26 protein-coding genes are annotated in these 25037 nt (G+C 72.6%); 8 read left to right on the top strand and 18 right to left on the bottom strand.

Features of this window, described 5'->3' with window-relative positions; genetic code table 11:
- Positions 1-34: 34 nt before the first annotated feature.
- From HZS56_RS06770 to tsaB, 4 genes are read right to left on the bottom strand one after another with little or no spacing between them, the layout of a single operon-like run.
- Entirely contained in the window at positions 35-382 is a 348-nt protein-coding gene (locus HZS56_RS06770; protein WP_374201094.1) for a hypothetical protein, read from the bottom strand.
- Entirely contained in the window at positions 379-1488 is a 1110-nt protein-coding gene (gene tsaD / locus HZS56_RS06775) for a tRNA (adenosine(37)-N6)-threonylcarbamoyltransferase complex transferase subunit TsaD (protein WP_216719790.1), read from the bottom strand. Before tsaD ends, HZS56_RS06770 begins: the two co-directional genes overlap by 4 nt.
- Positions 1481-2026 carry a ribosomal protein S18-alanine N-acetyltransferase gene (gene rimI / locus HZS56_RS06780; RefSeq protein WP_216719856.1) on the bottom strand — a complete coding sequence of 182 codons (546 nt, stop codon included), beginning with the start codon at positions 2024-2026 and terminating at the stop codon, positions 1481-1483. Before rimI ends, tsaD begins: the two co-directional genes overlap by 8 nt.
- A gap of 29 nt (positions 2027-2055) precedes the next feature.
- Positions 2056-2709, bottom strand: coding sequence for a tRNA (adenosine(37)-N6)-threonylcarbamoyltransferase complex dimerization subunit type 1 TsaB (tsaB, locus tag HZS56_RS06785; protein ID WP_216719791.1), 654 nt, complete (start codon positions 2707-2709; stop codon positions 2056-2058).
- Between the two features lie 184 nt (positions 2710-2893).
- On the opposite strand from tsaB, the gene HZS56_RS06790 reads away from it, so the two are divergent.
- On the top strand, positions 2894-3457 hold the full coding sequence (locus HZS56_RS06790; RefSeq protein WP_216719792.1) for a hypothetical protein: 564 nt from the start codon (positions 2894-2896) through the stop codon (positions 3455-3457).
- A 53-nt stretch (positions 3458-3510) separates the two neighbouring features.
- Here the strand turns inward: HZS56_RS06790 and HZS56_RS06795 are convergent, their stop codons facing one another.
- The 4 genes from HZS56_RS06795 to alr all read right to left on the bottom strand — a co-directional run bounded on the left by HZS56_RS06795 (position 3511) and on the right by alr (position 7172).
- Positions 3511-3699, bottom strand: a complete 189-nt coding sequence (locus HZS56_RS06795; RefSeq protein WP_216719793.1) for a hypothetical protein — start codon at positions 3697-3699, stop codon at positions 3511-3513.
- A gap of 209 nt (positions 3700-3908) precedes the next feature.
- On the bottom strand, positions 3909-4475 hold the full coding sequence (tsaE, locus tag HZS56_RS06800; RefSeq protein WP_308408012.1) for a tRNA (adenosine(37)-N6)-threonylcarbamoyltransferase complex ATPase subunit type 1 TsaE: 567 nt from the start codon (positions 4473-4475) through the stop codon (positions 3909-3911).
- A gap of 55 nt (positions 4476-4530) precedes the next feature.
- Positions 4531-5817, bottom strand: a complete 1287-nt coding sequence (locus HZS56_RS06805) for an alpha/beta fold hydrolase (RefSeq protein WP_216719794.1) — start codon at positions 5815-5817, stop codon at positions 4531-4533.
- 185 nt (positions 5818-6002) lie between these two features.
- Entirely contained in the window at positions 6003-7172 is a 1170-nt protein-coding gene (gene alr, locus HZS56_RS06810) for an alanine racemase (protein WP_216719795.1), read from the bottom strand.
- Between the two features lie 80 nt (positions 7173-7252).
- Between alr and HZS56_RS06815 the strand changes: the two genes are divergently transcribed.
- On the top strand, positions 7253-7624 hold the full coding sequence (locus HZS56_RS06815; RefSeq protein WP_216719796.1) for a holo-ACP synthase: 372 nt from the start codon (positions 7253-7255) through the stop codon (positions 7622-7624).
- Positions 7625-7646: 22 nt separating this feature from the next.
- On the opposite strand, the gene HZS56_RS06820 is transcribed toward HZS56_RS06815, so the two are convergent.
- Complete coding sequence (locus tag HZS56_RS06820) at positions 7647-8255, bottom strand: helix-turn-helix domain-containing protein (RefSeq protein WP_216719797.1); 609 nt, start codon at positions 8253-8255, stop codon at positions 7647-7649.
- 79 nt (positions 8256-8334) lie between these two features.
- Between HZS56_RS06820 and HZS56_RS06825 the strand changes: the two genes are divergently transcribed.
- Positions 8335-9792, top strand: a complete 1458-nt coding sequence (locus HZS56_RS06825; RefSeq protein ID WP_216719798.1) for an NAD(P)H-hydrate dehydratase — start codon at positions 8335-8337, stop codon at positions 9790-9792.
- An 81-nt stretch (positions 9793-9873) separates the two neighbouring features.
- Here HZS56_RS06825 and HZS56_RS06830 read toward each other — a convergent pair whose 3' ends face one another.
- On the bottom strand, positions 9874-10533 hold the full coding sequence (locus HZS56_RS06830) for a hypothetical protein (protein WP_216719865.1): 660 nt from the start codon (positions 10531-10533) through the stop codon (positions 9874-9876).
- A 120-nt stretch (positions 10534-10653) separates the two neighbouring features.
- Positions 10654-12078, bottom strand: a complete 1425-nt coding sequence (locus HZS56_RS06835) for an MFS transporter (protein WP_216719799.1) — start codon at positions 12076-12078, stop codon at positions 10654-10656.
- A gap of 108 nt (positions 12079-12186) precedes the next feature.
- Here HZS56_RS06835 and HZS56_RS06840 point away from each other — a divergent pair, with 108 nt between their 5' ends.
- A complete protein-coding gene (locus tag HZS56_RS06840; RefSeq protein WP_216719800.1) occupies positions 12187-12945 on the top strand; it encodes a TetR/AcrR family transcriptional regulator in 759 nt (252 codons plus the stop codon).
- 509 nt (positions 12946-13454) lie between these two features.
- Positions 13455-13676, top strand: a complete 222-nt coding sequence (locus tag HZS56_RS06845; protein WP_216719801.1) for a DUF397 domain-containing protein — start codon at positions 13455-13457, stop codon at positions 13674-13676.
- Here HZS56_RS06845 and glmS read toward each other — a convergent pair.
- Together glmS and HZS56_RS06855 are read right to left on the bottom strand one after the other, a co-directional pair.
- Complete coding sequence (gene glmS / locus HZS56_RS06850) at positions 13637-15484, bottom strand: glutamine--fructose-6-phosphate transaminase (isomerizing) (protein ID WP_216719802.1); 1848 nt, start codon at positions 15482-15484, stop codon at positions 13637-13639. The genes HZS56_RS06845 and glmS overlap by 40 nt on opposite strands.
- Before the next feature lie 146 nt (positions 15485-15630).
- The gene (locus tag HZS56_RS06855) at positions 15631-16443 is read right to left on the bottom strand and encodes a hypothetical protein (RefSeq protein ID WP_216719803.1); all 813 of its coding nucleotides are present in this window, start codon (positions 16441-16443) and stop codon (positions 15631-15633) included.
- Between the two features lie 296 nt (positions 16444-16739).
- Between HZS56_RS06855 and coaA the strand changes: the two genes are divergently transcribed.
- Together coaA and HZS56_RS06865 are read left to right on the top strand one after the other, a co-directional pair.
- A complete protein-coding gene (coaA, locus tag HZS56_RS06860) occupies positions 16740-17708 on the top strand; it encodes a type I pantothenate kinase (RefSeq protein ID WP_216719804.1) in 969 nt (322 codons plus the stop codon).
- A gap of 31 nt (positions 17709-17739) precedes the next feature.
- Positions 17740-18690: a DUF389 domain-containing protein gene (locus HZS56_RS06865; RefSeq protein ID WP_216719805.1), complete on the top strand. Its 951-nt coding sequence runs from the start codon at positions 17740-17742 to the stop codon at positions 18688-18690.
- A 131-nt stretch (positions 18691-18821) separates the two neighbouring features.
- On the opposite strand, the gene glmM is transcribed toward HZS56_RS06865, so the two are convergent.
- The 4 genes from glmM to HZS56_RS06885 form a co-directional block, all read right to left on the bottom strand.
- The gene (gene glmM, locus HZS56_RS06870) at positions 18822-20180 is read right to left on the bottom strand and encodes a phosphoglucosamine mutase (protein ID WP_216719806.1); all 1359 of its coding nucleotides are present in this window, start codon (positions 20178-20180) and stop codon (positions 18822-18824) included.
- A 326-nt stretch (positions 20181-20506) separates the two neighbouring features.
- On the bottom strand, positions 20507-21019 hold the full coding sequence (rpsI, locus tag HZS56_RS06875) for a 30S ribosomal protein S9 (protein ID WP_216719807.1): 513 nt from the start codon (positions 21017-21019) through the stop codon (positions 20507-20509).
- Between the two features lie 42 nt (positions 21020-21061).
- A complete protein-coding gene (rplM, locus tag HZS56_RS06880) occupies positions 21062-21505 on the bottom strand; it encodes a 50S ribosomal protein L13 (protein WP_031034795.1) in 444 nt (147 codons plus the stop codon).
- A 207-nt stretch (positions 21506-21712) separates the two neighbouring features.
- Positions 21713-22918, bottom strand: coding sequence for a glycosyltransferase family 87 protein (locus HZS56_RS06885; protein ID WP_216719808.1), 1206 nt, complete (start codon positions 22916-22918; stop codon positions 21713-21715).
- Between the two features lie 74 nt (positions 22919-22992).
- Here HZS56_RS06885 and HZS56_RS06890 point away from each other — a divergent pair, with 74 nt between their 5' ends.
- Positions 22993-23898: a hypothetical protein gene (locus HZS56_RS06890; protein WP_216719809.1), complete on the top strand. Its 906-nt coding sequence runs from the start codon at positions 22993-22995 to the stop codon at positions 23896-23898.
- Between the two features lie 25 nt (positions 23899-23923).
- On the opposite strand, the gene HZS56_RS06895 is transcribed toward HZS56_RS06890, so the two are convergent.
- Positions 23924-25012, bottom strand: coding sequence for a C40 family peptidase (locus HZS56_RS06895; protein ID WP_216719810.1), 1089 nt, complete (start codon positions 25010-25012; stop codon positions 23924-23926).
- Positions 25013-25037: the final 25 nt, after the last annotated feature.

A 25037-nucleotide genomic window follows, 5' to 3' on the forward strand; every position in this document is an offset into this window, starting at 1 on the left:
GACCTCCGTCGGAACATTCGACGAGGATGCCGAATCATTCGCCCGACCGGTCGCCGCCACCAGCCGACGGACGGTCACCGCCGCCAACCGACGGACAGTCGCTGCCACCAGCCGACGGTCGGTCACCGCCGCCGTCGACCGACTCGAACCGCCACCGGTGCACCGCCCGCGCCGCCAGGTCCTCGGCCGGCTCCGGCAGTTCCGGCAGTTCGGCGTCGTAGGGCGCCTCCCACCAGGTGATGACGAGGACCCGGTCCTGCGGGGCCCGCAGGGTCTCCCGGCGGACCGGGGCGCCGGCGAGCGGCTGGGCGCGGGCCCAGGCCAGCAGCTCCTCGCCCCGGCCGGGCACGGCCCGCGCCTCCCACATCAGCGCGACGGTCACGAGTACAGGTTCTCCTTGCTGACCTCGTGGACGTGGTCGTGCGCATGCGAGTGACCGTGCCCCTGCCCCGGCACGTGCGGCTCGGTCACCGGCAGCGAGGAGTCCGCCGACAGGTCCCAGTCGGAGGCGGCCCGGTTGCGGGCCACCATCTCGGCGCCGAGCGCGGCCACCATCGCACCGTTGTCCGTGCACAGCTTGGGACGCGGCACCCGCAGCCGGATACCGGCCGCCTCGCACCGCTCCTGGGCCAGTGCCCGCAGCCGGGAGTTGGCGGCGACGCCGCCGCCGATCATGAGGTGGTCCACGCCCTCGTCCTTGCAGGCCCGTACCGCCTTGCGGGTCAGCACGTCCACGACCGCCTCCTGGAAGGACGCCGACACGTCGCGCACCGGCACCTCCTCCCCCGCCGCCCGCTTCGCCTCGATCCAGCGGGCCACGGCCGTCTTCAGCCCGGAGAAGGAGAAGTCGTACGCCGGGTCGCGCGGACCGGTGAGTCCGCGCGGGAAGGCGATCGCGTCCGGGTCGCCCTCGCGCGCGTAGCGGTCGATGACCGGGCCGCCGGGGAAGCCCAGGTTCAGCACGCGGGCGATCTTGTCGAAGGCCTCGCCGGCCGCGTCGTCGATGGTGGCGCCCATCGGGCGGACGTCGGAGGTGATGTCCGAGGACAGCAGCAGCGAGGAGTGGCCGCCGGAGACCAGCAGGGCCATCGTCGGCTCGGGCAGCGGCCCGTGCTCCAGCTGGTCGACGCAGATGTGGGAGGCCAGGTGGTTGACGCCGTACAGGGGCTTGCCGAGGGCGTAGGCGTACGCCTTCGCCGCCGAGACACCGACCAGCAGGGCACCGGCGAGGCCGGGACCGGCGGTGACGGAGATGCCGTCGAGGTCGCGGGCGCTGACGCCCGCCTCCTTCAGCGCGCGGTCGATGGTGGGGACCATCGCCTCCAGGTGGGCACGGCTCGCCACCTCGGGCACGACGCCGCCGAAGCGGGCGTGCTCGTCGACGCTGGACGCGACGGCGTCCGCCAGCAGGGTGGTGCCGCGCACGACACCGACGCCGGTCTCGTCGCAGGACGTCTCGATCCCCAGGACCAGAGGTTCGTCAGGCATGGTTGTCGGTTCCTCGTTCAATTCCCGGTACGGAGGGATCCGGTACGGAGGGGTCCGGTACGGAGGGGTCCGGTGCGGACGTGTCCGGTACGGGGGCGGAAGGGTCGGTCAGGCGCATCACCAGGGCGTCGACGTTGCCCGGCTGGTAGTAGCCGCGCCGGAAGCCGATGGGCTCGAAGCCGAAGCGCTCGTACAGGCGCTGCGCGCGCGTGTTGTCGACGCGGCACTCCAGCAGCACCTCGCTGCACTCGAAGGCGGTCGCCGCCCGCAGCAGCTCGGTCAGGAGCCGTGCGCCGAGGCCGGTGCCCCAGTGGTCGCGGGCGACGGCGATGGTCTGCACGTCGGCCTGTTCACCGGAGGCGACGAGCCCCGCGTAGCCGACGACGCGGCCGTCCTCCTCGGCGACCAGGTACCGCCGGGACGCCCCGGGCCCTCGCGCGTGCGCCAGCTCGGACCAGAACATGCCCCGCGACCAGGCGTCCTCCGGGAACAGCTCGCGCTCCATGCCCAGCACGGGGTCGATGTCCCACCAGCGCATCTCGCGCAGCACGGAAGAGGCTGACTCCGTCACTTGGGGGTGACCACCTTGTAGTTCTTGGGGACCTGGGCGTCGGGCCGGCGCAGGTACAGCGGCCGGGGCGCGGGCAGCTCCTCGCCCGCCGCCAGCCGCTCGGCGGCCAGCCGGGCCAGGGCCGCGGCGGACACGTGCTCGGGCTCGTGGGCCCGCGGGAAGGTGTCCGGGTAGAGCAGGGCTCCCGCGCCGACGGCCGGGAGCCCGGCCACCTGCCCGGCGATGTCGGCGGGCCGGTCGACCGCCGGGTCGGTGAGGCGGGTGCGCGAGTCGGCGTACCGGGCCCAGTAGACCTCCTTGCGGCGGGCGTCGGTCGCCACCACGAAGGGGCCCTCCAGGCCGGCCGCGAGGGCGAGGCCGTCCAGCGTGCACACGCCGTACACCGGCACGCCGAGGGCGAGTCCGAAGGTGTCCGCGGTCATCAGCCCGACGCGCAGTCCCGTGTACGGGCCCGGGCCGGTGCCGGCGACGATGCCGGTGACCGCGTCCAGGCGCAGACCGGCCTCGGCGAGCACCCGGTCGACGGCCGGCAGCAGCAGCTCGCCGTGCCGGCGTGCGTCCACCTGGCTCGACGAGGCGATGACGTCCGTGCCGTCGTGCAGCGCGACGGTCACGGCGGGCGTGGCGGTATCCAGAGCGAGCAAGAGCACGCGAACAGCCTACGGCGCCGCGGGGCCCCGGCCGGACGCCCGGTACGACTCCGGGCCGCGGACCCGCCGCCCCGCCGCCCGCCCACGTGTCGCTCACCGCATCCGTGCACTTGCGTACTGCTACGGTCGCCGAAGGTGTGATCGGAACCGCGGCACGACGTACGACGACTCGAGGTGGTCGCCAGTGGCAAGCAGCAGCGCCGGTTTCGTCGCCGGACTCACCACGGCGGCGCTCGTGACGATCGGTGCCCTCGCCTACCAGGCGTCGGCGCACGTCCCGCACGATCTCGGCCGGCCCCACGCCACCGGCTCGCCCGCCCCCGGCGCCCCGGGCGCCTCCAAGGCGCCGCGCGACCGCCGGCACCCGGAGGCACTGCCCACCGGGTCGGGCCGTGGCGAACGGGTGGTCTACTCGGTGGACGACGACCGGGTGTGGCTGGTCGGCGCGGGCAACGAGGTGCGGCGCACGTTCAAGGTGACGCCGAGCACCGTCGACCCGCTGCCGGGCACCTACGCCGTCACCTCCAGGGCCAACCTGGTCACCGGGTCCGACGGCGTTCCGGTCGAGCACGTGGTGCGCTTCGCGAGCAACCAGGGCGTGGTGGTCGGCTTCAGCGCCGCGGTGGACGGCTCGACGGCGAAGCCCGATCCGGGCGAGCGCACCGGCGGCATCCGGGAGTCACGGGCGGACGGCGACGCGATGTGGCGATTCGCGACGATCGGCCAGCAGGTCGTCGTCGTTCCCTGAGCCGCCCGACCGCGGGGCGACGCCCGAGCCGCCGCGACGTGCGGGCACCGGAGTCAGGCGGCCTCGCGGTGGTGGTGCCGCTGCTCGACGGGCCGGCACGCCGGCGGGGTCTGCGGCTCGGGCGCGCGGGGCGGCGTCGAGACGGCGGTCGCGGCGGCGCAGGCCACGAGCAGGTCACGCATCGACACCCCCGCGGGCGACGTGGGTACGGGACGGGCCTGCGGCCGGGTCTCTTCGGACATGGACGCCTCCTGAAGGTCGGGGGCGGGCGCAGTCGTACAAGCCTAGTAAGGCATGCCTAACTACGAGCTGAGTACCATGTGACCACGCGCAAGTCCCCGAACGCAATATCTTGCCGACGCCTTGTCGGAACATCCTCCGGACGAGCTCAGCTCCGAGCAGACGGCCGGGCGGAGGGGCCGGGCAGCGGGGCCGGGCAGAGAGTCCGCGCTCAGGCGCCCGGACCGCCGCCGTCCAGACCGCTCAGGTCGGCCGTGGTCCAGCGCTCGCCGAAGCCGGTCGGCGTGACCAGGCGCACCTCGTCGGTGGTGTCGCCCACGGCCCGGTCGATCCGCAGCTGCAGCCGGTCCTCGGTCAGCTCCTCGACCTTCCCCTCGCCCCACTCGACCACGATCACCGAGTCGGAGAGGGACACGTCGAGGTCGAGGTCCTCCATCTCGTCCAGGCCGCCGGACAGCCGGTAGGCGTCCACGTGGACGAGCGGCGGTCCGTCGCCGAGCGGCGGGTGCACGCGGGCGATCACGAAGGTCGGGGAGGTGACGGCGCCCCGCACACCCAGTCCCTCGCCGAGGCCGCGGGTCAGCGTCGTCTTGCCGGCGCCCAGCTCCCCGCTGAGCATCACCAGGTCACCGGCGCGCAGGAGCCCCGCGAGCCTGCGCCCCAGGTCCCGCATCTGCTCGGGGGAGGTGACGGTGATCCCGGCGCCGGGGGTGCGACCGGCGTGGCCGGCGGGCTCGGGGGATCCGGGCGACGGCGACGCGGAGGACCCGGGGGACACGGCGGTTCCGGGGGACGCGGAGGACCCGGGGGACGCGGAGGACCCGGAGGGGGACTCAGCCGGGACCGGGCCCCGCGCTGCTGCTGGTGCTTCCATAGCCGTCAACGGTAGTCGCTGCGGGCACCGCGCCCGCGCGGGCGAGCAGGTCGGCGAGCCGGTCGGTGACCAGCTCCGGGTGCTCCAGCATCACCAGGTGCCCGGCGTCCGGGACCAGCACCAGCTCCGCGTCCGGCAGCAGACCGGCGATCTCCTCGCTGTGCTCGCTCGGCGTGACCAGGTCCCGCACCCCGGCCAGGACCAGGACCGGCAGGCCGGCGAAGTGGGCGAGGGCCGCGGTCTTGTCGTGGTCGTTGAAGGCCGGGTAGTACTCGGCGACCACGTCGATCGGCGTCGACTCGATCATCCGCTCGGCGAACCGGGCCACGGCCGGGTCGACGTCCCGGGACGCGAACGAGTACCGCTTGATGATCCCGGCGAACAGGTCCGCGGTGGCCCGCCGCCCCTTCTCCACCAGCTCGGCCCGCTGCCCCAGCGCCTTCAGTACGCCCGGCAGCACGCGGCGCACCGCGTTGACGCCGGCCACCGGCAGCCCGAAGTTGACCTCGCCGAGCCGCCCGGAGGACGTGCCGACGAGGGCGACGCCGACGACCCGCTCACGGATCAGCTCGGGGAAAGCGTCCGCGAGGGCCATCACGGTCATGCCGCCCATGGAGTGTCCGACCAGCACGATCGGGCCCTCGGGCGCGGCGGCGTCGATGACGGCCTTCAGGTCGCGGCCCAGTTCCTCGATGGTGACGGGACTGCCGTCGCGCACCTGGGTCGCGCCCCGCCCGGACCGGCCGTGGCTGCGCTGGTCCCAGTGGACGGTGCGTACGACGCCCCGCAGGGCGGCCCGCTGGAAGTGCCAGGAGTCCTGGTTGAGGCAGTAGCCGTGGCTGAAGACGACGGTGACGGGGGCGGGTGCCCGGCGCCCGAAGAGCCGCCGGCGGCGCCCGGTGAGCGCGGCCCGGGCCGCCGCGTCCCCGTCGTCCACGTCGTCGACCTCGTAGTACAGCTCGGTGCCGTCGTCGGCGTACGCCTTGCCGGGGGTGCCGCGCAGTCCGCCGTAGGGGCCCGCCGAGTCCAGGGCGAGGCGGGCCCGCTGGCGCATGCCGCGGCCGACGGTGAGCCGCTCTATCGCCACGCCGGCCGCGGCGCCCGCCGCGACCACGCCTATCGCGACACCGGCGATGCCGGTGGCGCGGCGCCAGCCGCCCGCGGCGACGTCGCCCGCGACGTCCGCGGCGGCCCCCGTGGCGGAGGCGACGGCCGACGCGACGGCCTCCGCGTTGCTCTCGCTCACGTACACCGCTCCTCTTCGCCGGGCCACCGTACGGATGCCCGTTGCCGGTCACTGTCTCAGCTCGACGGTCTCAAGCCGGTCTCGAGCTCGTCGGTCTCAAGGCCGTCGGTCTCAAGGCCGTCGGTCTCAAGGCCGTCGCCTCTTCCCGGGACGCGCGCGGCCGGGGAGGAGGCGACGAGGACGCGTCACTCGTCGTCGACGTAGACGCGCGGGACGCGGCTTCCGATCCGGGTGACGATCTCGTACCCGATGGTGCCCGCCGCCTGCGCCCAGTCCTCGGCGGTGGGCTCGCCGCGGTCGCCGGGCCCGAACAGCACCGCCTCGGTGCCCGGCGCGGGCCGGTCCCCGCCCAGGTCGACGACGAACTGGTCCATCGCGATCCGCCCCGCGACCGTACGCCACTTGCCGTCGACGAGGACGGGCCCGGTGGAGGATGCGTGCCGCGGGACGCCGTCCGCGTAGCCGAGCGGTACGAGGCCGAGGGTGGTCTCGCCGGGGGTGGTGTAGTGGTGCCCGTAGCTGACGCCGTGGCCGCCGGGGACCTGCTTGACCAGGGCCAGGGAGGCGGCCAGCGTCATCACGGGGCGCAGGCCGAAGTCGGCGGAGGTGCCGGTCTCGGGGCTGGGCGAGACGCCGTACATCGCGATGCCGGGGCGTACGAGGTCGAAGTGGGCCTCGGGGAGGGTGAGGGTGGCCGGCGAGTTGGCGATGTGCCGTACGTCGGGGCGGACGCCCTGCTGCTCGGCGTAGGCCGTCATCTCCCGGAAGCGGGTGAGCTGGGCGGCGATGGAGGGGTGGCCGGGTTCGTCGGCGCAGGCGAAGTGGGACCAGAGCCCGGTGACGCGCAGCAGCCCCTCGGCCTCGGCCCGCAGCGCGGCCCCGACCAGCTCCTCCCAGTCCGCGCCGGGCTGGCAGCCGCCGCGCCCGAGCCCGGTGTCGGCCTTGAGCTGCACGAGCGCGGGAACCCTCGCCTCCCGCGCCGCCCGGGTGACCTCCTGAAGGGCCCACATGCCGCTCACGGACACGTCGAGCCGGGCCTCGACCGCCTCCCGCCAGGGCCCGCCGGGCGTCCACAGCCAGCACATGATCCGTACGTCGTCCGGCAGCCCGGCCTCCGCGCGCAGGGCGAGGGCCTCCTGCGGGGTGGCGGTGCCGAGCCAGGTCGCACCGGCCGCGACGGCCGCGCGGGCGCAGGGGATTGCGCCGTGGCCGTAACCGTCCGCCTTGACGACGGCCATGAGGGCCGCCCCGGGGGCCCGTTCGCGCAGGGCGCGTACGTTGGCCCGCAGGGCGGCCAGGTCGATCTCGGCGCGGGCGCGCAGTACCGCGTCCTGCCGAGCAGCTGTCTCACTCATCGTGCCCCCAGTCTCTCAGAGCACCCGGGCACCGTCGTTCGGCGCCGCGGAGGGCGGTGGCTGTGGTTAGGGTTCCCGGCATGAGCATCATCGGGGTCGGGATCGACGTGGCCGAGGTCGAGCGGTTCGGGGCGTCGCTGGAGCGCACGCCGGCCCTGGCGGGGCGGCTCTTCGTCGACGGCGAACTGCTGCTGCCGAGCGGTGAGCGCCGGGGCGTCGCCTCGCTCGCCGCCCGCTTCGCGGCGAAGGAGGCGCTGGCCAAGGCGCTGGGCGCACCGGCGGGCCTGCTGTGGACGGACGCCGAGGTGTACGTCGAGGACAGCGGGCGGCCGCGGCTGCGGGTGACGGGGACGGTGGCGGAGCGGGCGGCGGAGCTGGGGGTGGCGTCCTGGCACGTGTCGCTGAGCCACGACGCGGGGATCGCGTCGGCGGTGGTGATCGCGGAGGGGTAGGGGCGGCCCTCGGAAGCGGCGTTCAGTCCCCCGTCGGCCTGACCCGGATGTGCATCCGCTCACCCTGCGCGCCGTACAGGGCGATCCACTCGACGGGCTGGTCCCCGGCGTTGGCGATGCCGTGCGGGACGCGGGTGTCGAACTCCGCCGTCTGCCCGGCCGTCAGGACGAGATCGTGCTCGCCGAGAGCGAGCAGGAGCCGCCCGGAGAGGACGTACAGCCACTCGTGCCCCTCGTGCGACCCCTGCTCGGGGCGCGGTGTCCACTCGGTCCGGGCGGTGGCGGGCGCGGGCAGGATCTGTTTGTAGGCGTGCAGCCCGTCGTGGGGATTCCGGGTCAGCGGCACCCACGTCTGCCCGTGCCGCGTGAAGGGCCGCGGATGGACCCGGGGGTCGCCGGTCCGGGAGCCGACGAGTTCGTCCAGCGGCAGCCGGTGCGCCCGCGCGAGCGGCAGCAGGTGCCGCAGCGCCGGCTCGCGCCGCCCCGACTCCAGCCGGGACAGCGTGCTCACCGAGATGCCGGTGCCGGCGGCGAGCTGGGCCAGGGTGAGCCCGCGGGCCTGCCGGACGGCGCGCAGGCGGGCCCCCAGCGAGGTCATCACCTGCGCCGTCTCGTCGTCACCGCCGCTCATGGGTCAACTGTCCACCATCCCGCGTGTCCGCCTGGGGCGGGCCGTGCGTGTTCCGGGCGTACGGGGAAGACTCGACGGCATGCGGACTGCGTACAGCGTGGAGACGGTCAGGAACGCCGAACGGGAGCTGATGGCCCGGCTGCCGGAGGGGGCGCTGATGCAACGGGCCGCGGCCGGACTGGCCGCCGCCTGCGCCCAGGTACTGGGCAGGGTCGCCGGCCGGGTCTACGGCAGCCGGGTGGTGCTGCTGGTCGGCAGCGGCGACAACGGCGGCGACGCGCTGTACGCCGGCGCACGCCTGGCCCGGCGCGGCGCGGGCGTGACGGCGGTGCTGCTGGCCCCGGACCGGGTGCACGGCGGCGGCCTGGCGGCACTGCGCCGCGCGGGCGGCCGGACGGTGGACAGTGACTCGGCGCGGGCGCCGGAGGCGATCGCGCGGGCCGACCTGGTCCTCGACGGCGTCGTCGGTATCGGCGGCAGGGGCGGGCTGCGGGAGGCGGCGGTGCCGCTGGCGGACGCCGCCGCGCGCTCGCGGGCCGCGGTGGTCGCCGTGGATCTGCCGAGCGGGGTCGACGCGGACACCGGCGAGGTACGGGGCTCGGCCGTCCGGGCCGACCTGACGGTGACGTTCGGGGCGCACAAGCCGGGGCTGCTGATCGATCCGGCGCGGGAGTACGCGGGTGCGGTGCGGCTCGTGGACATCGGGTTGCCGCTGCCCGCCGAGGCGGCCGGGCTGGAGGCGTTGCAGCACGCGGACGTGGCCCGGCTGCTGCCGGTGCCGGGGGCGGAGAGCGACAAGTACCGGCGCGGGGTCGTCGGCATCGCCGCCGGGTCGGCCCGCTATCCGGGCGCGGCCGTGCTCGCCGTCGCGGGTGCGCTGCGGGGCGGGGCCGGTGCGGTGCGGTACGTCGGTCCGGCGGGGGACGCGGTGATCGCCCGCTTCCCGGAGACGCTGGTGTCGGACGAGGGTCCGAAGCGGGCGGGGCGGGTGCAGGCGTGGGTGGTCGGTCCGGGCGCCGGTGACGACGCGTCGACGGTGGCGGAGGTCCTGGCGGCGGAGGTACCCGTACTGATCGACGCGGACGGCCTGCGGCTGGCGGAGGCCGGTGCGGTCCGTTCCCGCACGGCACCGACCCTGCTGACCCCGCACGCGGGCGAGGCGGCGGCACTGCTGGGTGCGAGCCGCGACGAGGTCGAGGCAGCCCGCCTGGCCTCGGCCCGTGAACTGGCGGCTCGGTACGGGGCGACGGTGCTGCTGAAGGGCTCGACGACGGTGGTCGCGTCGCCGGAGGGGGGCCCGGCCCGCGTCAACGCCACGGGCACGTCCTGGCTGGCCACGGCCGGGAGCGGCGACGTCCTATCCGGCCTCGCGGGCTCACTCCTGGCCACGGGCCTGTCGGCCCGGGACGCGGGGAGCGCGGCGGCGTACCTGCATGGCCTGGCGGGCCGGCTGGCGGCGAAGGGGGCACCGGCGGGGGCCCACGACGTGGCGGAGGCGATCCCGGCGGCTTGGCGGGACGTACGGGCGGGAGGGTGAGGGGACGATTGGACACTTTGTCCCGCGCAGAAGCCCACGCGAGCGGCGTGTCGCCGGGACAAAGTGTCCAATCATCCCCAGTCACTCCGCCGCGGACTTCTCCTGCGGCTCGTCCTCCGGCTCCTCTGCCATCCCCTCGAACAGCTCCTCCGCCCGCTCGACCGTCCCGGCCCGGTCGAGCCAGTCGTCGAGGCGATCCAGGTCCGTGCAGTCACTGACGCGGGCGCGTGCGTCGTCGGAGACTGCGAGGCCGCGCCCCTCCAGGACGCGCAGGACGGCCTCAGCCTTGCCCGCGGCCTTCCCCTTGGCCTCCCCGTCGTAGTACGCCTCCTCGAAGACCGTCCCACGACCCGGGAAGTAAGAAATAACCACCTTCTCCAGCTCCCTCCACCTGTCTCGGGCCGGAGTGTCCTCCAGGCCCACTTCCAGCATTTCCGACCAGTACTTGGCCGTGGCCACGTCGAACGACCGCATTCCGTGGGCCAGCAGATTCAGTATGGCGTCGATTCCCCGGCTCTCGCTGTGCACGATCGCCGAGAACGTCGCCAGCGCCGGCTGGTCCGCCACCAGCGTCTCGTCGGTGATCTCCGGAACGGTGTCCGGGCCGAGTACGAACGGGCGGGTGATCTGGCTCGACCAGGGCCCGACCCGGCACTCGAAGGGACCTGCGGCCCAGCGCGCCGTGGTCCTGCTGCGGCATACGGCCACGAGCAGCACCGGCAGGTCGAACTTCGCCCGCAAGTAGGCAACGTAGTAAGCCCAGTTGACGCCCTTGTCCGGCGCCTTGCGGGTCTGGGCCTCGACGGCGAGGAGGAAGGGCGACTCCCCCTCCGACGGCTCGCCCCGGAGCGAAATTCCTGGTCATCGGGCTGGCGCCTGGCTCGGGTCGGGGCGAGGGACGCGGCGCGGATGGATGAGGACGAGCGTAATGAACACGGCGACGGACGCGAGCGCGGCGGAGACGGTGAGGACGGCCCGGGTGCCGTCGGCGACTGCCTGACTGTCTGAACCCATGCCGCCGTGAAGGGCGAAGATTGCGCCCAGTGCCGCGGTGCCGACGCCGGCGCCGAGGGAGGCGAGAGTGGAGACGGTCCCGGCGACCATGCCGACCCGCTCGGGTTCGGTGAACTGGACCGCCACGGCCATCACGGGGGCGCCGGCGATTCCTCCACCGGCCCCCCAGGCCAGCAGCGGCCCGAGCAGCGCCCACCATGGTGTGCTGGGTGTGGCCAGCAGGGCCAGGGCTGCAAAGCCGATGCCCTTGAGCAGGTATCCGGAGCCGATCACCAGGCCGGGGGCCCAGTGACTGAGCAGCTTGGAGCCGACCATGCCGGTGGCGATCTGCGCGAGGAAGATCGGCGTCATGAGCAGTCCCGCCGCGGTGGGGCTCAGGCCCAGGCCGTCCGACAGGTACAGCACCAGGTAGACCGAGCCGCCGATGGTCAGGACGCGGGAGAGGAGGACGGCCAGCATCGCGCCGCAGAACGCGGGCCGGGTGAACATCCGTAACTCCAGTGTCGGCATCGGCACGCGGAGTTGGAGGACTAGGAAGGCAGCCAGTGCCAGGCAGGCTGTGAGCAGTACGGCGGTGTCCTGGCTTGCCCATGGTGTGTCGCCGGGGCGGAGCATGAGCAGGGTCGCCGTGCCGAGGCCGAGCATGAGCAGCAGGCTTCCGGTCCAGTCCGGTCGCCCGGTTGGGGAGGGTGTGGAGGCGGTGGGTTGTAGCACGCGGGCGGCCAGTACCCAGGCCGCTGCGCCGAGCGGGAGGTTGACCGCGAAGACGGCACGCCATCCGAAGGCGTCGATCAGTACTCCGCCGAGGGTCGGGGCGAGGACTCCGGCCGCGGTCGCGAACGAGCCCCAGGCGCCGATGGCGAGGTTGCGCTCCTCGCCGGTGTAGCGGTCCGAGATGAGCGGGATGCCGTTCACCATGATCACTGCGGCTCCGCACCCCTGGAGTACCCGCGCGGCGTTCAGCCACCACAGGTCCTGCGCCAGCGTCGCGGCGAGGGAGGCCAGGGTGAACACGGCGATTCCGGCCAGGAACAGGGGCCGCCGTCCCCAGCGGTCGGAGAGGCTTCCGGCGACCTGGGTGAGGGCCCCCATCGCGACCATGTAGGTCACCACCACCGACTCCGCCGACTTCCCGCCCGCGACGTCGGCGCTGATCAGCGGGAGTCCAAGGGCCACAATCGTGAGGTCGACGACGACCAGCCCCGTGGAGGCCATCACCAGCACGAGGACCCCGCTCAGTGGAGGGAGACGACGGGGTTTCTTAGCTGCCATGCGGAAGACGACCTCCAGGTGTGAGCGGGCGGTGCCGCCAGCCTGCGGGCTCCCGACACTAAAAGTCAACGTGCGTGAAGTTTAAGCGGGGGCCCGTACGATGACGTCATGCCTGCCGCCTCCCGCCGCCGCCCCACGACCCGCAAGGGCCGCCCCGTCCTCACCCGGGAGACCATCGCCGCGAAGGCGCTGGAGATGGCCGGCGTGGAAGGGTTCCGTTCCGTCACCATGCGCGCCCTGGCCGCCGAACTCGGCGTGACCGTGCGGGCTCTGTACAACTACGTCGAGGACCGCCAGGACGTCGTCGACCTCGCCCTGGGGCTCATGCTCGACTCCTGGAACCCCCCTCCCCTGCACCCTGCGGCCTGGGAAGATTCCGTCGCCGGTTACGCGCACTGCCTGCGCGAGCTGTACCGGCGCTGGCCGCGCACCCTGCTGGTCTCCCTCGACGAGGACGCACCGCCCGCCTCCGTCCACCCCAACCGTCTGCTCAACCTCGACCGCTTCCTCCAACTCCTGCACGGCATCGGCGTCGGCCTTCCGGTCGCCCTGGATGTGCACCGTCACCTCTCCCTGCTCGTATTCTCCTTCGCGCTCGTGGTCGACCGCCCCGCCGCGCACGCCACGACGGACCGCGGCACGCTCGTCCCCGACACCTGGCTGGCTGCCCACGCCGATCTCGACATCCCTGCCCTGCGCCAAGCCGCCGCGCTCCCCGTCCCTACCGCGGACACGCAGTTCGACCAGCTCGTGTCTGTCGTCATCGCACAGATCCGCAGTCATCTCGACGCCTCGACACAGGGGCCTACCAGCCCTGAGGCCGGGAAATCCGGAGACAGGACGCCCTCGCCCCGCATGCGGTCCTGATCACGGGGTGTCGCACCGGTGCTGCGTCTGCTCGCCGCGCGGGGTCCGTCCTCCACCGCCGCGCGCATCTCCTTGAGCGTACGCATCGAGTTCCCTGCGGAACAGCGGCAGGACACTGGGCTCACAGTCGCGCGGCCGGACCGCAGTGAAGAACTGATCGACGTGGGCAGGAGCGTCGCCACTGGCCGTCGACAGGAAGCACACCTCAGGTCGCGAGGCGCGCGCATGAGAGAGCGCCCACTCGTCCAGAAGGCGTCGGTGTCGGTGGAGAAGCCTTCTCCGATGAGTAGAAGTCGATGCGCGAGGGCGACTCGCCGTCCACCACCGCCCCCATCCGGGGCAGCCGTATCCGGCCGTCAATCAGATCTCGATGAATCAAAGGAGCTTTATGCACCCCCGCATGCTCTTGAACCAAGGTCACGCAGTCGAGCCGTGGCCTGAGCTAGTGCAGTCAACTGACCAGTCGCGCGACTTCATCCACGGACTGACGAAGGAGCGGTGAGGCGCGCATGGAGACCCCCGGCAACTGGCGGAAGTCGTCCTACTCGGGTCCCGGCGACGGCAATTCCTGCGTGGAGATAGCCCAGTCCCCCACGCACACCTTCGTCCGCGATTCCAAGACCCCGGCGACGGCGACCCTCACCTTCCCGCCCGCCGCCTTCACCACCTTCCTCGACGCCCTGCAGCCCGCTCACTCCACCGTCACCGACTTCGCCAGGTTGCGGGGCTGATCGACCTCGTTGCCCCGGGCCGTCGCCAGTTCGCAGGCGAAGACCTGGAGGGGCACCGTGGCCACCAGGGGCTGGAGCAGGGTCGGGGTGGCCGGGACGCGGACGAGGTGGTCGGCGTACGGGGTGACCGCCTCGTCGCCCTCCTCGGCGATGACGACGGTGCGGGCGCCCCGGGCGCGGATCTCCTGGATGTTGGACACGATCTTGTCGTGCAGGACGGAGCGGCCGCGCGGGGACGGGACCACGACCACGACCGGCAGGTCCTCCTCGATGAGTGCGATCGGCCCGTGCTTCAGCTCGCCCGCCGCGAAGCCCTCGGCGTGCATGTACGCCAACTCCTTGAGCTTGAGGGCGCCTTCGAGGGCGACGGGGTGGCCGACGTGCCGACCGAGGAAGAGCACCGTGTCCTTGTGGGCGAGGGAACGGGCCAGTTCCCGTACCGGCTCCATGGTCCCGAGGACCTGCTCGACGGCGCCGGAGATGCCGGACAGGTCGCGGACGACGTCGCGGATCTCGTCGCCGTACTTGGTGCCCCGCACCTGGCCGAGGTAGAGGGCGACCAGGTAGCAGGCCACCAGTTGGGTGAGGAAGGCCTTGGTGGAGGCGACGGCGACCTCGGGACCCGCGTGGGTGTAGAGCACGGCGTCGGACTCGCGGGGGATCGTCGAGCCGTTGGTGTTGCAGATGGCGAGGACCCTGGCGCCCTGCTCGCGGGCGTGGCGCAGGGCCATGAGGGTGTCCATGGTCTCGCCGGACTGAGAGATCGCGACGACCAGGGTCTGCTGGTCGAGGATCGGGTCGCGGTAGCGGAACTCGCTGGCCAGCTCCACCTCGCAGGGGACCCGCGTCCAGTGCTCGATGGCGTACTTGGCGATCAGCCCGGCGTGGTAGGCGGTGCCGCACGCGACGACGACGACCTTGGCGACCTCGCGGAGGACCCCGGCGGGGATGCGCACCTCGTCCAGGCTCAGGGCGCCGGAGGCGTCGATGCGGCCGAGGAGGGTGTCCGCGACGGCCTTCGGCTGTTCGGCGATCTCCTTGAGCATGAAGGAGGCGTAGCCGGCCTTCTCGGCGGCCGAGGCGTCCCAGTCGACGTGGTAGGAGCGCACGTCGGCCGGGGTGCCGTCGAAGCCGGTGACGGTCACGCCCTCCCGGTTCAGCTCCACGACCTGGTCCTGGCCCAGCTCGAGGGCGTCCCGGGTGTGGGCGATGAAGGCCGCCACGTCGGAGGCGAGGAAGTACTCCCCCTCCCCCACGCCCACCACCAGCGGCGAGTTGCGGCGCGCGCCCACCACCACGTCCGGCGCGTCCGCGTGCACGGCGACCAGCGTGAACGCGCCCTCGAGGCGCCGGCACACCAGCCGCATCGCCTCGGCGAGGTCGGCGCAGCCGGAGAACTCCTCGGCGAGCAGGTGGGCCACGACCTCGGTGTCGGTCTCGGAGGCGAGACCGTGGCCGCGTTCCGCCAGCTCGGCCCGCAGCGGGGCGAAGTTCTCGATGATGCCGTTGTGGACGACGGCCACCCGGCCCGCGTTGTCGAGGTGGGGGTGGGCGTTGGCGTCGGTGGGCCCGCCGTGCGTGGCCCAGCGGGTGTGGCCGATGCCGGTCGCGGCGGCCGGCAGCGGGTGTTCGGACAGTTCCTTGTCGAGGTTGACGAGCTTGCCGGCGCGCTTGGCGGTGGCGAGGCCGCCGTCCGCCGGCACGGCGACACCCGCCGAGTCGTAGCCCCGGTATTCGAGCCGCTTCAGTCCGGCCATCACGACATCGAGCGCCGACTGAGACCCTACGTATCCCACGATTCCGCACATAGGCGGCAGCCTACGAGCAAGATCGGGCGGAAAGCGGGCATGAAGCGGAGCTTTCCTGCCCGAAATCGGAAATTACCACCGGGGTACGAACTCCGGACACCCTGTCCGCGCATCCGCACACCCTGCCCGCGGACGGGCCCCGGCGGTCAGCCGAGCTTGGCGACCTGGGCGTCGATGACGTCCGAGGGCACGTCGAAGTCCTCGCCGGTCATCACGGAGGAGAGGTTGACGATGCCGAAGGAGGCGAGGGTGGAGCCCTTGCGGACCACGACGAGCTTCATGAGGCCGTTGGCGTCCTTGCCGGTGGCCACGCCGACGCTGGCCGCGAAGCCCTCGTCGCCGCCCTCGGGAGCGGCCGTCTTGGTGACCTCGGCGACCCGCATCTTGTCGCTGCCCACACCGGCGTCGAAGCCGCCCGCGCACTTCTCGGCGGCCGCGTTCAGCTTCTTCAGCGCCTGCTCGGCGCCGTCACCCTCGTAGGAGGCGACGTTCAGCATGACCTGGTTCACGTCGATCGTGGTCATGTCCTGCCCGTGCGGGCCCTTGCTCTCGGAGGGCGCCTCCGTCTGCCCCTGCCAGGAACGCTTCACGTCCGCCGCCGGCTCGCCCTGGGCCACCGCGCCCTGGACGTGCACGAGCGGCCTGCACGCCTCGTCGCTCGTCGAGATCTGGTCCTTCGCGACGTCCTCCTCCGCCGGGATCTTGGTGGCGACCTCGCCGCTCTTGACGTCGGCCTGGGCGAGGGCGATCTTCTCCAGCTCGGCGGCGCTCAGCGCCTTGCCCGCGGACGCGGACCCGGACCGGCCGGACTCGCCCGTGGACGCCGACTGAGCCGCCGAAGGTTTGTCGTCACCGGCCTTGGTCTCGTCGTCGGACGACCCGCCGCAGGCGGTGGCGAGCAGGGCCAGGGCGGCGGCGGAGGCCGCGATGGCGGTACGGCGGACAGCGGTCGAGCTCACGTGGGCACTCTTTCGTCGGGATTGATCGAGGTTGATCGAGGTTGATTGATCGAGGTTCAGTTGATCGAGGTTTATGCGGTTCGTCGAGATGCGTCGGGCCCGGGAGCGGGCTCCGCGCGATCTTGTGCACCGTACACATCGGAATCACACAGACGATCGACAACCGGCCGTCCGGTACCCGGCCGTGACATCTCCGTGACCACCTCGGCCCCTCGCTCCGGCAGGCGTGACACACCCCACCTGCCGCCCCGTTCGAACTCCGTTAACAATGGACTGTGATCTCTCCGGTCCCCTCGATGCCCCGGAGCGCCCACCGGCAACGGCCGGAGGCGACTCCCTACGTCGACCTCACCCGCCCCGAGTGGAGCGCGCTGCGCGACAAGACGCCGCTGCCGCTGAGCGCCGAGGAGGTCGAGAAGCTGCGCGGCCTCGGCGACGTCATCGACCTCGACGAGGTGCGGGACATCTACCTCCCGCTCTCCCGGCTCCTCAACCTCTACGTCGGCGCCACCGACGGCCTGCGCGGCGCCCTGAACACCTTCCTCGGCGAACAGGGCTCCCAGTCCGGCACCCCCTTCGTCATAGGGGTCGCCGGCTCGGTCGCGGTCGGCAAGTCCACCGTCGCCCGCCTGCTCCAGGCGCTGCTCTCCCGCTGGCCCGAGCACCCGCGCGTGGAGCTGGTCACGACCGACGGCTTCCTGCTGCCGACGAAGGAGCTGGAGGCGCGCGGTCTGATGTCGCGGAAAGGATTCCCCGAGTCGTACGACCGCCGGGCCCTGACCCGCTTCGTCGCCGACATCAAGGCGGGCAAGGCGGAGGTGACCGCGCCGGTCTACTCCCACCTCATCTACGACATCGTCCCGGACGAGCGGCTCGTCGTGCGCCGCCCCGACATCCTGATCGTCGAGGGCCTCAACGTGCTCCAGCCCGCACTGCCCGGCAAGGACGGCCGCACCAGGGTCGGTCTCGCCGACTACTTCGACTTCAGCGTGTACGTCGACGCGCGCACCGAGGACATCGAGAGCTGGTACCTGAGCCGCTTCCGCAAGCTGCGCGCGACCGCCTTCCAGAACCCGTCCTCGTACTTCCGCAAGTACACCCAGGTGTCCGAGGAGGAGGCCCTCGACTACGCCCGCACCACCTGGCGGACCATCAACAGGCCCAACCTGGTGGAGAACGTGGCGCCCACCCGGGGCCGGGCCACCCTGGTGCTGCGCAAGGGCCCGGACCACAAGGTGCAGCGGCTCAGCCTGCGCAAGCTGTGACGAGAGCCGCCGACGACGGTAGAAATACCGGATGCTGCAACTGCGCGTGATCGCCCCGGCCGACCGCACCGACGAGGTGGTCCACCTGATCGGCCGCACGGTCGGCACCACCCACCTCGTCGTCCTGCCGGGCGCCGCCCGCGATCCCGAGGGCGACGTCGTCATGTGCGACGTGGCCCGCGAGGCCGGTGACGAACTCATCAACGGCCTGCGCCGGCTGGGCCTCGACAGCTGCGGGGCCATCACCGCCGAGAACATCGACCTGTCCCTGTCCGAGCGCGCCGACCAGGCGGAACGGGACGCGCCGGGCGAGGCCGCCGACGCGGTGCTGTGGGAGCAGTTGGAGGAGGCGACGCACGAGGAGTCGACGCTCTCCGTCACCTACGTCGCCTTCATCACGCTGGCCACGATGATCGCGGCGTGCGGTGTGGTCCTCGACAACGCGGTCCTGATCGTGGGCGCGATGGCGGTCGGCCCGGAGTTCGGCCCGCTGGCCGGGATCTGCACGGCGATCGTCCAGCGGGCCCCGCGCCTCGCCCTGCGCTCCCTGACCGCCCTGCTGGCCGGGTTCGCGGTGGCGATGGCGGTGACGGTCGGCTTCAGCTGGGTGATGGCCGAGTTCGGCCAGTTCAGCGAGGCCAAGCTGGAGGGCGAGCGGCCCAACACCGGCTTCGTCTACGCGCCGGACGCCTTCTCGTTCGTGGTGGCGGTCCTCGCCGGCATCGCGGGCACGCTCTCGCTGACCTCGGCGAAGTCCGGCGCCCTGGTGGGCGTCGCGATCTCGGTGACCACGGTCCCGGCCGCCGCGAACGCGGCCGTGGCGCTGAGCTTCGGCGACACGAAGCAGACGGTGGGCTCCAGCGAACAGCTCCTGCTGAACCTGGCGGGCATCGTCCTGGCCGGCACCCTGACCCTGCTGGCCCAGAAGGGCCTGTGGGCGACGCAGCGCGGCCGGATGAGCAAACCCGGCCGGCCCGGCTAGGGGCGCGGGGCCCTGTCCGTACCCCCGGCCCCGCCGCGACAGACCACGACGAGCCACGACAAGCCACGACAAGCCCCCGCGGCCCGCGACACACAGCACCCCCGCCCGAACCCGGCGCGCGGCGCGGGAACCTACCCCAGCGCCGACTTCACCGCATCGGCCAGCCGCCCCGCCACCGACCGGGCCTGCTCGATGTCCGCCGCCTCCACCATCACCCGCACCAGCGGCTCCGTCCCCGAGGGCCGCAGCAGCACCCGCCCGGTGCTGCCCAGCTCACGCTCGGACTCGGACACCGCGGCAGCCAGCTCGGCGGAGGTGGTGACCCGCGACTTGTCCACGTCCGGCACATTGATCAGCACCTGCGGCAGCCGCTCCATGACGGACGCGAGGTCACGCAGCGTACGGCCGCTCTGCGCGACCCGTGCCGCCAGCATCAGACCGGTCAGCGTGCCGTCGCCGGTGGTGGCGTGGTCGAGGATGATGACGTGGCCGGACTGCTCGCCGCCGAGGGCGAAGCCCTTGTCCTTCATCTCCTCCAGGACGTACCGGTCGCCGACCGCGGTCTGCACGAACCGGATGCCCTCGCGCTCCATGGCGAGCTTGAAGCCCAGGTTGGACATGACGGTCGCCACGACGGTGTCCTCGCGCAGCGCCTCCCGCTCCCGCATCGCGAGGGCGAGTACGGCGAGGATCTGGTCGCCGTCGACCTCCGCGCCGGTGTGGTCGACCGCCAGGCAGCGGTCGGCGTCGCCGTCGTGGGCGATGCCGAGGTCGGCGCCGTGCTCGACGACGGCGGCCTTGAGCAGGTCGAGGTGGGTGGAGCCGCAGCCCTCGTTGATGTTGAGGCCGTCGGGCACCGCGCCGATGGTCACCAGCTCGGCGCCGGCCCGGGCGAACGCCTCCGGCGAGACGCGGGAGGCCGCGCCGTGCGCCTCGTCGAGCACGATCTTCAGCCCGTCGAGACGGTTCGGGAGGACTCCGACGAGGTGGGCGACGTACTGGTCGAGCCCCGGGTCGTAGTCGCGGACCCGGCCGACGCCGGCGCCGGTCGGGCGGTCCCAGGGGGCGCCGGTGCGGTGTTCGGCGTAGACGGACTCGATGCGGTCCTCCAGCTCGTCGGCGAGCTTGTGGCCGCCGCGGGCGAAGAACTTGATGCCGTTGTCGGGCATGGCGTTGTGGCTGGCGGACAGCATCACGCCGAGGTCCGCGCCGAGCGCACCGGTGAGGTGGGCCACGGCGGGCGTCGGCAGGACGCCGACGCGCAGCACGTCCACGCCGGCGCTGGCCAGGCCCGCGACCACGGCGGCCTCCAGGAACTCCCCGGAGGCGCGCGGATCCCGGCCCACCACCGCGGTCGCCCGGTGACCGGCGAAGGTGCCCGCCTCGGCCAGTACGTGCGCCGCGGCGACGGAGAGGCCGAGTGCCAGCTCCGCCGTCAGGTCCGCGTTGGCGACGCCGCGCACGCCGTCCGTGCCGAAGAGTCGTCCCACTTGTCCTCCTGAGGAAACGTCAATTCCGGAAGCGGCTGCCGGTGCGGCCCGCGCAGTCGGCTCCGAGGTCACGGCCTCGCGTCGTAACCCACCCGCCCGGTCATCCGATCACACAAGCCTTTGAGCTTATTGACACCAAAACATCCCAACGTCTCAGCTTCTCAACATCTCGACGTCTGAGCACCTCAGCATCTGAGCCCCTCAACGTCTCAACACCTCAACGTCTGAACGTCTTGTGCCGTTATACGCCCCATGGTGGGGATAAACGAACGCCCCGGCAGCACAGTGGCGTGCCGCCGGGGCGTTCGGAGTACAGCGGGCGCGACTTAGCGCTTGCTGTACTGCGGAGCCTTGCGGGCCTTCTTCAGACCGGCCTTCTTCCGCTCGACCGCGCGGTCGTCGCGGGTCAGGAAGCCGGCCTTCTTGAGCGGGCCGCGGTTGTTGTCGACGTCGGCCTCGTTCAGGGCGCGGGCGACACCGAGACGGAGCGCGCCGGCCTGGCCGGAGACACCGCCACCGGCGATGCGGGCGACGACGTCGTAACGGTCGTCCAGCTCGAGCACCTTGAAGGGCTCGTTGACTTCCTGCTGGTGCACCTTGTTCGGGAAGTAGTCCTCGAGGGTGCGGCCGTTGATCTTCCACTTGCCGGTGCCCGGAACGATCCGGACACGGGCGATGGCGTTCTTGCGGCGGCCCAGGCCGGCGGCCGGCTGGGGCTCGCCAAACGCGGAGGCCAGCGACTCCGAGGTGTACTCGCCCTCGACGGGCACCTCGGACTCGGTGGTGTAGCTGTCGATGTCGATCTCTTCGAGCGGCTGCTCGGCAGTGGTCTCGGCCACGATGCTCCTCAGATTCTCTTCAGTCTTAGGGGGTGGCCGGACTTACTGCGCGACCTGGGTGATCTCGAACGGCTGCGGCTGCTGCGCGCCGTGCGGGTGCTGGTCACCCTTGTAGACCTTCAGCTTCGAGAGCATCTGACGGCCCAGGGAGTTCTTGGGGAGCATGCCCTTGACGGCCTTCTCCACTGCCTTCTCCGGGTTCTTGTCCAGCAGCTCGTCGTAGCGGACGGAGCGCAGACCACCGGGGTAGCCGGAGTGGCGGTACGCCATCTTCTGGGTGCGCTTGTTGCCGGAGAGGTGCACCTTGTCGGCGTTGATGATGATGACGAAGTCACCAGCGTCGACGTGCGGGGCGTAGATCGGCTTGTGCTTGCCGCGCAGCAGGGTGGCGGCGGTGGTGGCGAGACGACCCAGGACGACGTCCTGAGCGTCGATGACGTGCCACTGGCGCGTCACATCGCCGGGCTTGGGGCTGTACGTACGCACGGTTCGTAGCCTTCGCTTCTTCAGTGAGTGGTCCTGACATGGTCACCGAAGACGATCACGACAGCCCTGACCGCACCGCGGTGACGCATACCGCGTGCAGGTCGCTGGTCATCGGTCCCGGTGGACCGGTGTAAGGGCCCCTCACGTGAGAATGAGCAAGCCAATACACATACAGCTGTGCAGAATACCCGGGCCCCGGTGGCCCGGTCAAAACGGGGTCGCGGGGGCCCGCTCGGGCTCCGGGGCCCGTCCCGGCGGCACCCGGTCACCGGGCTCCGCGCCCGTGGACAGGGCCTGCCGGGCCACCGCAACCGCCAGCACGCACAGTGTGAACGCGTCCCGGAAGGCCCGCCGCCGCTCCGACTCCAGCCAGGGCCAGCCCGCCCCCGGCACCTGGGGCACCAGGGCGATCCAGAACCACGCCCCGCGGGCGACCGACCCGGCGTACGGCAGCCCGGCGAGCAGCAGCGGCAGGGCGACCAGCAGGTAGTGGTCGTAGGACGGCCGGGAGACCAGGAACGCCGAGAGCATCAGGCCCGCGCCGGTCTCCGCGAGCCGCAGCGGCCCGGGATCCGCGCGGCGCCAGCGCCGGTACGCGCAGCACACCCCGGCGCAGGCCGCGGCCACCGCAAGCCCCTGCGCGAGCGGCGCCGGCACGCCGAGCCGGGGCAGTACGGCGGCCGGCGACGCCTCGTAGAGCCGTACGAAGCCGTCGTCGCCGTGGAGCAGGAAGGGCAGGGTGCGGGTGAAGAACCCGGCCGGGTCGGGCATCGCGAGCGCCGCCGCCCCGGAGGCCAGCGCGGGCACCAGGACGGCCGCCCCCAGGGCCCGCCACCGCCCGGCGAAGAGGAAGAGCAGGACGACCGGCGCCAGCAGCGGCTTGAGTGCCACGGCCGCGCCGATCACCACGCCCGCCGCCGTCCAGCGCCCCCGGCTCGCCAGCAGCAGGCACAGCGGGAGCGCCACCGCGGCCGTCACCGTCCAGTTGCCGAGGCGCACCAGGTGCCCGAAGGGTGCGAAGCCCAGCGCCGGCCCGGTCAGCCCGAGCACCGCGAGCCGGCTGCCGAGCGGCACGCGGTGCAGGCGCAGCGCGCAGACCCAGGCGAGCGCGAGCAGGACCGTCACCGCGCACGGCACGAGCACCCGCAGCACCGGGGCGGGCAGCAGCGCCTGCGGCACGGCGGCCAGGACCGCGCTCGGGAGGTAGAGGAAGTGCGGGTCGTCGTACGGGGAGCCGCCGTCCAGCCAGGTACGGGCGGCCCGCACGACGATCGCGTTGTCCATCCCGCCGTCCGGGGCCGCCCGTGCCGCATGCCCGGCACAGGCCGCGAGGACCACCGCGAGCACCGCCCACAGGTGCCCGCCGGCCGGTCGCACCAACCACCCCGAGATGTCGCTTTTGCCCGTCCGCATGCCCGGCACGCTAGGCCCTCCGAGCCCCCAACTGGCGCACCAGCACGCCACTCGGCCCGTCTAAGATGCGCCCCATGAGCTTTGGGCAGGGGGGACCTCAGTCGCAGTGGGATCCCTGGAAACCGCAATCGCAGCAACCACAGCCGCAGCAGCAGCCGCAGCCCTGGAACAGTGGTGAGAGCGGCAGCACCCCGGACTGGGCGGCCCTCGCCGAGGCCTCCGAGGCCCGCACCAAGCGACGCCGGCTGCTGTTCGTCGGCGGCGGAGCGCTGGCCACCGTGGCGATAGCCGGCGCCGTGGCCGTGGCCGTCGTCTCGGCGGGCGGCTCCGACCAGGCGTCCGACGGCCCCTCCTCGCAGCTTCCCTCGGCGGCGGACATACCCAGCGCGTCGGCGACGAACCCGTCCTTCGCCCCGACCAGCGCGCCGCCGCCGCTGGACCCGAAGGACTTCGTCTCCAGCGCCAAGAAGGACAAGGCCCCCCTCGGCCCCGACCAGCTCTTCCCCGGCACGCAGCTGACGATGGGCGAGACGGTCTACAAGAAGGGCCCGACGGCCGACACCCGCACCTGCGGCTCCGCCGCCCAGGGCACCCTGCCGAAGGTCCTGGACACCAACGAGTGCACGCGTCTGATCCGCGTCACGTACACCCAGGGCGACACCGCGGTGACGGTCGGCGTCGCCGTCTTCGACGAAGAGGCGCAGGCCGCGAAGGCGAAGAAGGACGCCGACAAGAAGAGCATCGTGCGCTCCCTGTCCGGCGGCGGCGTCAAGTCCTTCTGCACCGGCGCCGTGTGCCGCTCCACCACCAACTCCTACGGCCGCTACGCCTACTTCACCGTCGCGGGCTTCCCGGGCGGCAAGGACGTCACGGAGAAGTCCACGGAGGTCTTCCGGGCCGGCGACGACCTCGCCGAGTTCTCCTTCCAGCAGATCCGCCGGCGCGGCGAGGCCCAGGCATCGGCGGCCGCGCAGGGCTGAGCCCCGCCGCCGCCGACCCCGGTGGTCAGAGCCGCTTGGCGCTGCGCAGCGTCTTGGCGTAGTACCCGTTGCCGTCCAGCCGGGAGACACCGCCCACATCGCCGATGGTCGGGCCGTTGACCTCCTCCCGGCTGGAGATGAAGATCAGGTGGCCCTCGGTGTCGTAGCCGAGCACCATGCCCACGTGGTCCAGCCGGTCCTGGGTGCGGGTGTCGAGCTTGAAGAAGACGAGGTCGCCGGGCTGGAGCTGGTCGATGCCGGACGGCCGGTCGTCCGGCGTGATGCCGGTCAGCGGGAGCACGTCCGCGCCCTCCTTGGAGCGGGCCATGCCGTTGGCGGTCCGCGGCAGGCCGTCGCCGGACTTGTCGGTGGACATCAGCGGGTAGCGGGCGCGGTAGCCGAGCACCATGCGCATGAAGCCGGAGCAGTCCAGGGACTTGGCGCGCATCGCCTCGGGGGTGCCCGTGGCGCCGTCGCGGAACGGGTACGGGGTGCCGAGGTAGTCGTAGAAGTCGGACTGCTCCAGGCGCAGGTCGCCGCCCTCGGCGCCGGTGGTGTTCAGCGGGCCGAAGTTCGCGTCACCGGCGTAGACGAGACCCTGCTCGTCCTTCTTCTGCGGGGCGCCCGCCACGTACTGGAAGGCGAAGGCGAACAGGTCGTCCTCCTTGCTGTCCTCGTACTCGGCGTACCACTCCTTGAACCACTTCTCCTTCTCGGCGCCCTTCTTCCAGGGCTCGGGCATCAGCCGGACCCAGTCGGTGGTGGAGACCTTGGAGGAGGTCGAGGCCGGCTCCTCGAAGGTGCGGGCCGGTCCGGTCAGCGTCGCGGTGCGCGCCCCGTCGGTGAGCACGGCCTTGATCCGGCCGTCCGCGTCGCGCAGCACCGAGCGCGCCGGGTTCTCCAGCCGGGACCACTTCTCCTCGCCCTTGGTCTCCGCCTTGTCGCCGCCGGAGCCGCGGGACCCGTCCAGGACACCGACGTTGCGGACCTCCGTGACCCCCGTGTCCTCCTGCTTGCGCAGTTCCAGGGTGAGGTATCCGGAGGTTCCGACGAGCGCCAGCACCACCAGGCCCGAGACGACCGGGCGGGACTTCTTCTTGGCTTTCGCTGCCATGGTTTGCTCCTCCTCGTTCTCGTTC

The sequence above is a fragment of the Streptomyces mayonensis genome, from assembly GCF_018982965.1.
GTDB classification, from domain to species: Bacteria; Actinomycetota; Actinomycetes; order Streptomycetales; family Streptomycetaceae; genus Streptomyces; species Streptomyces mayonensis.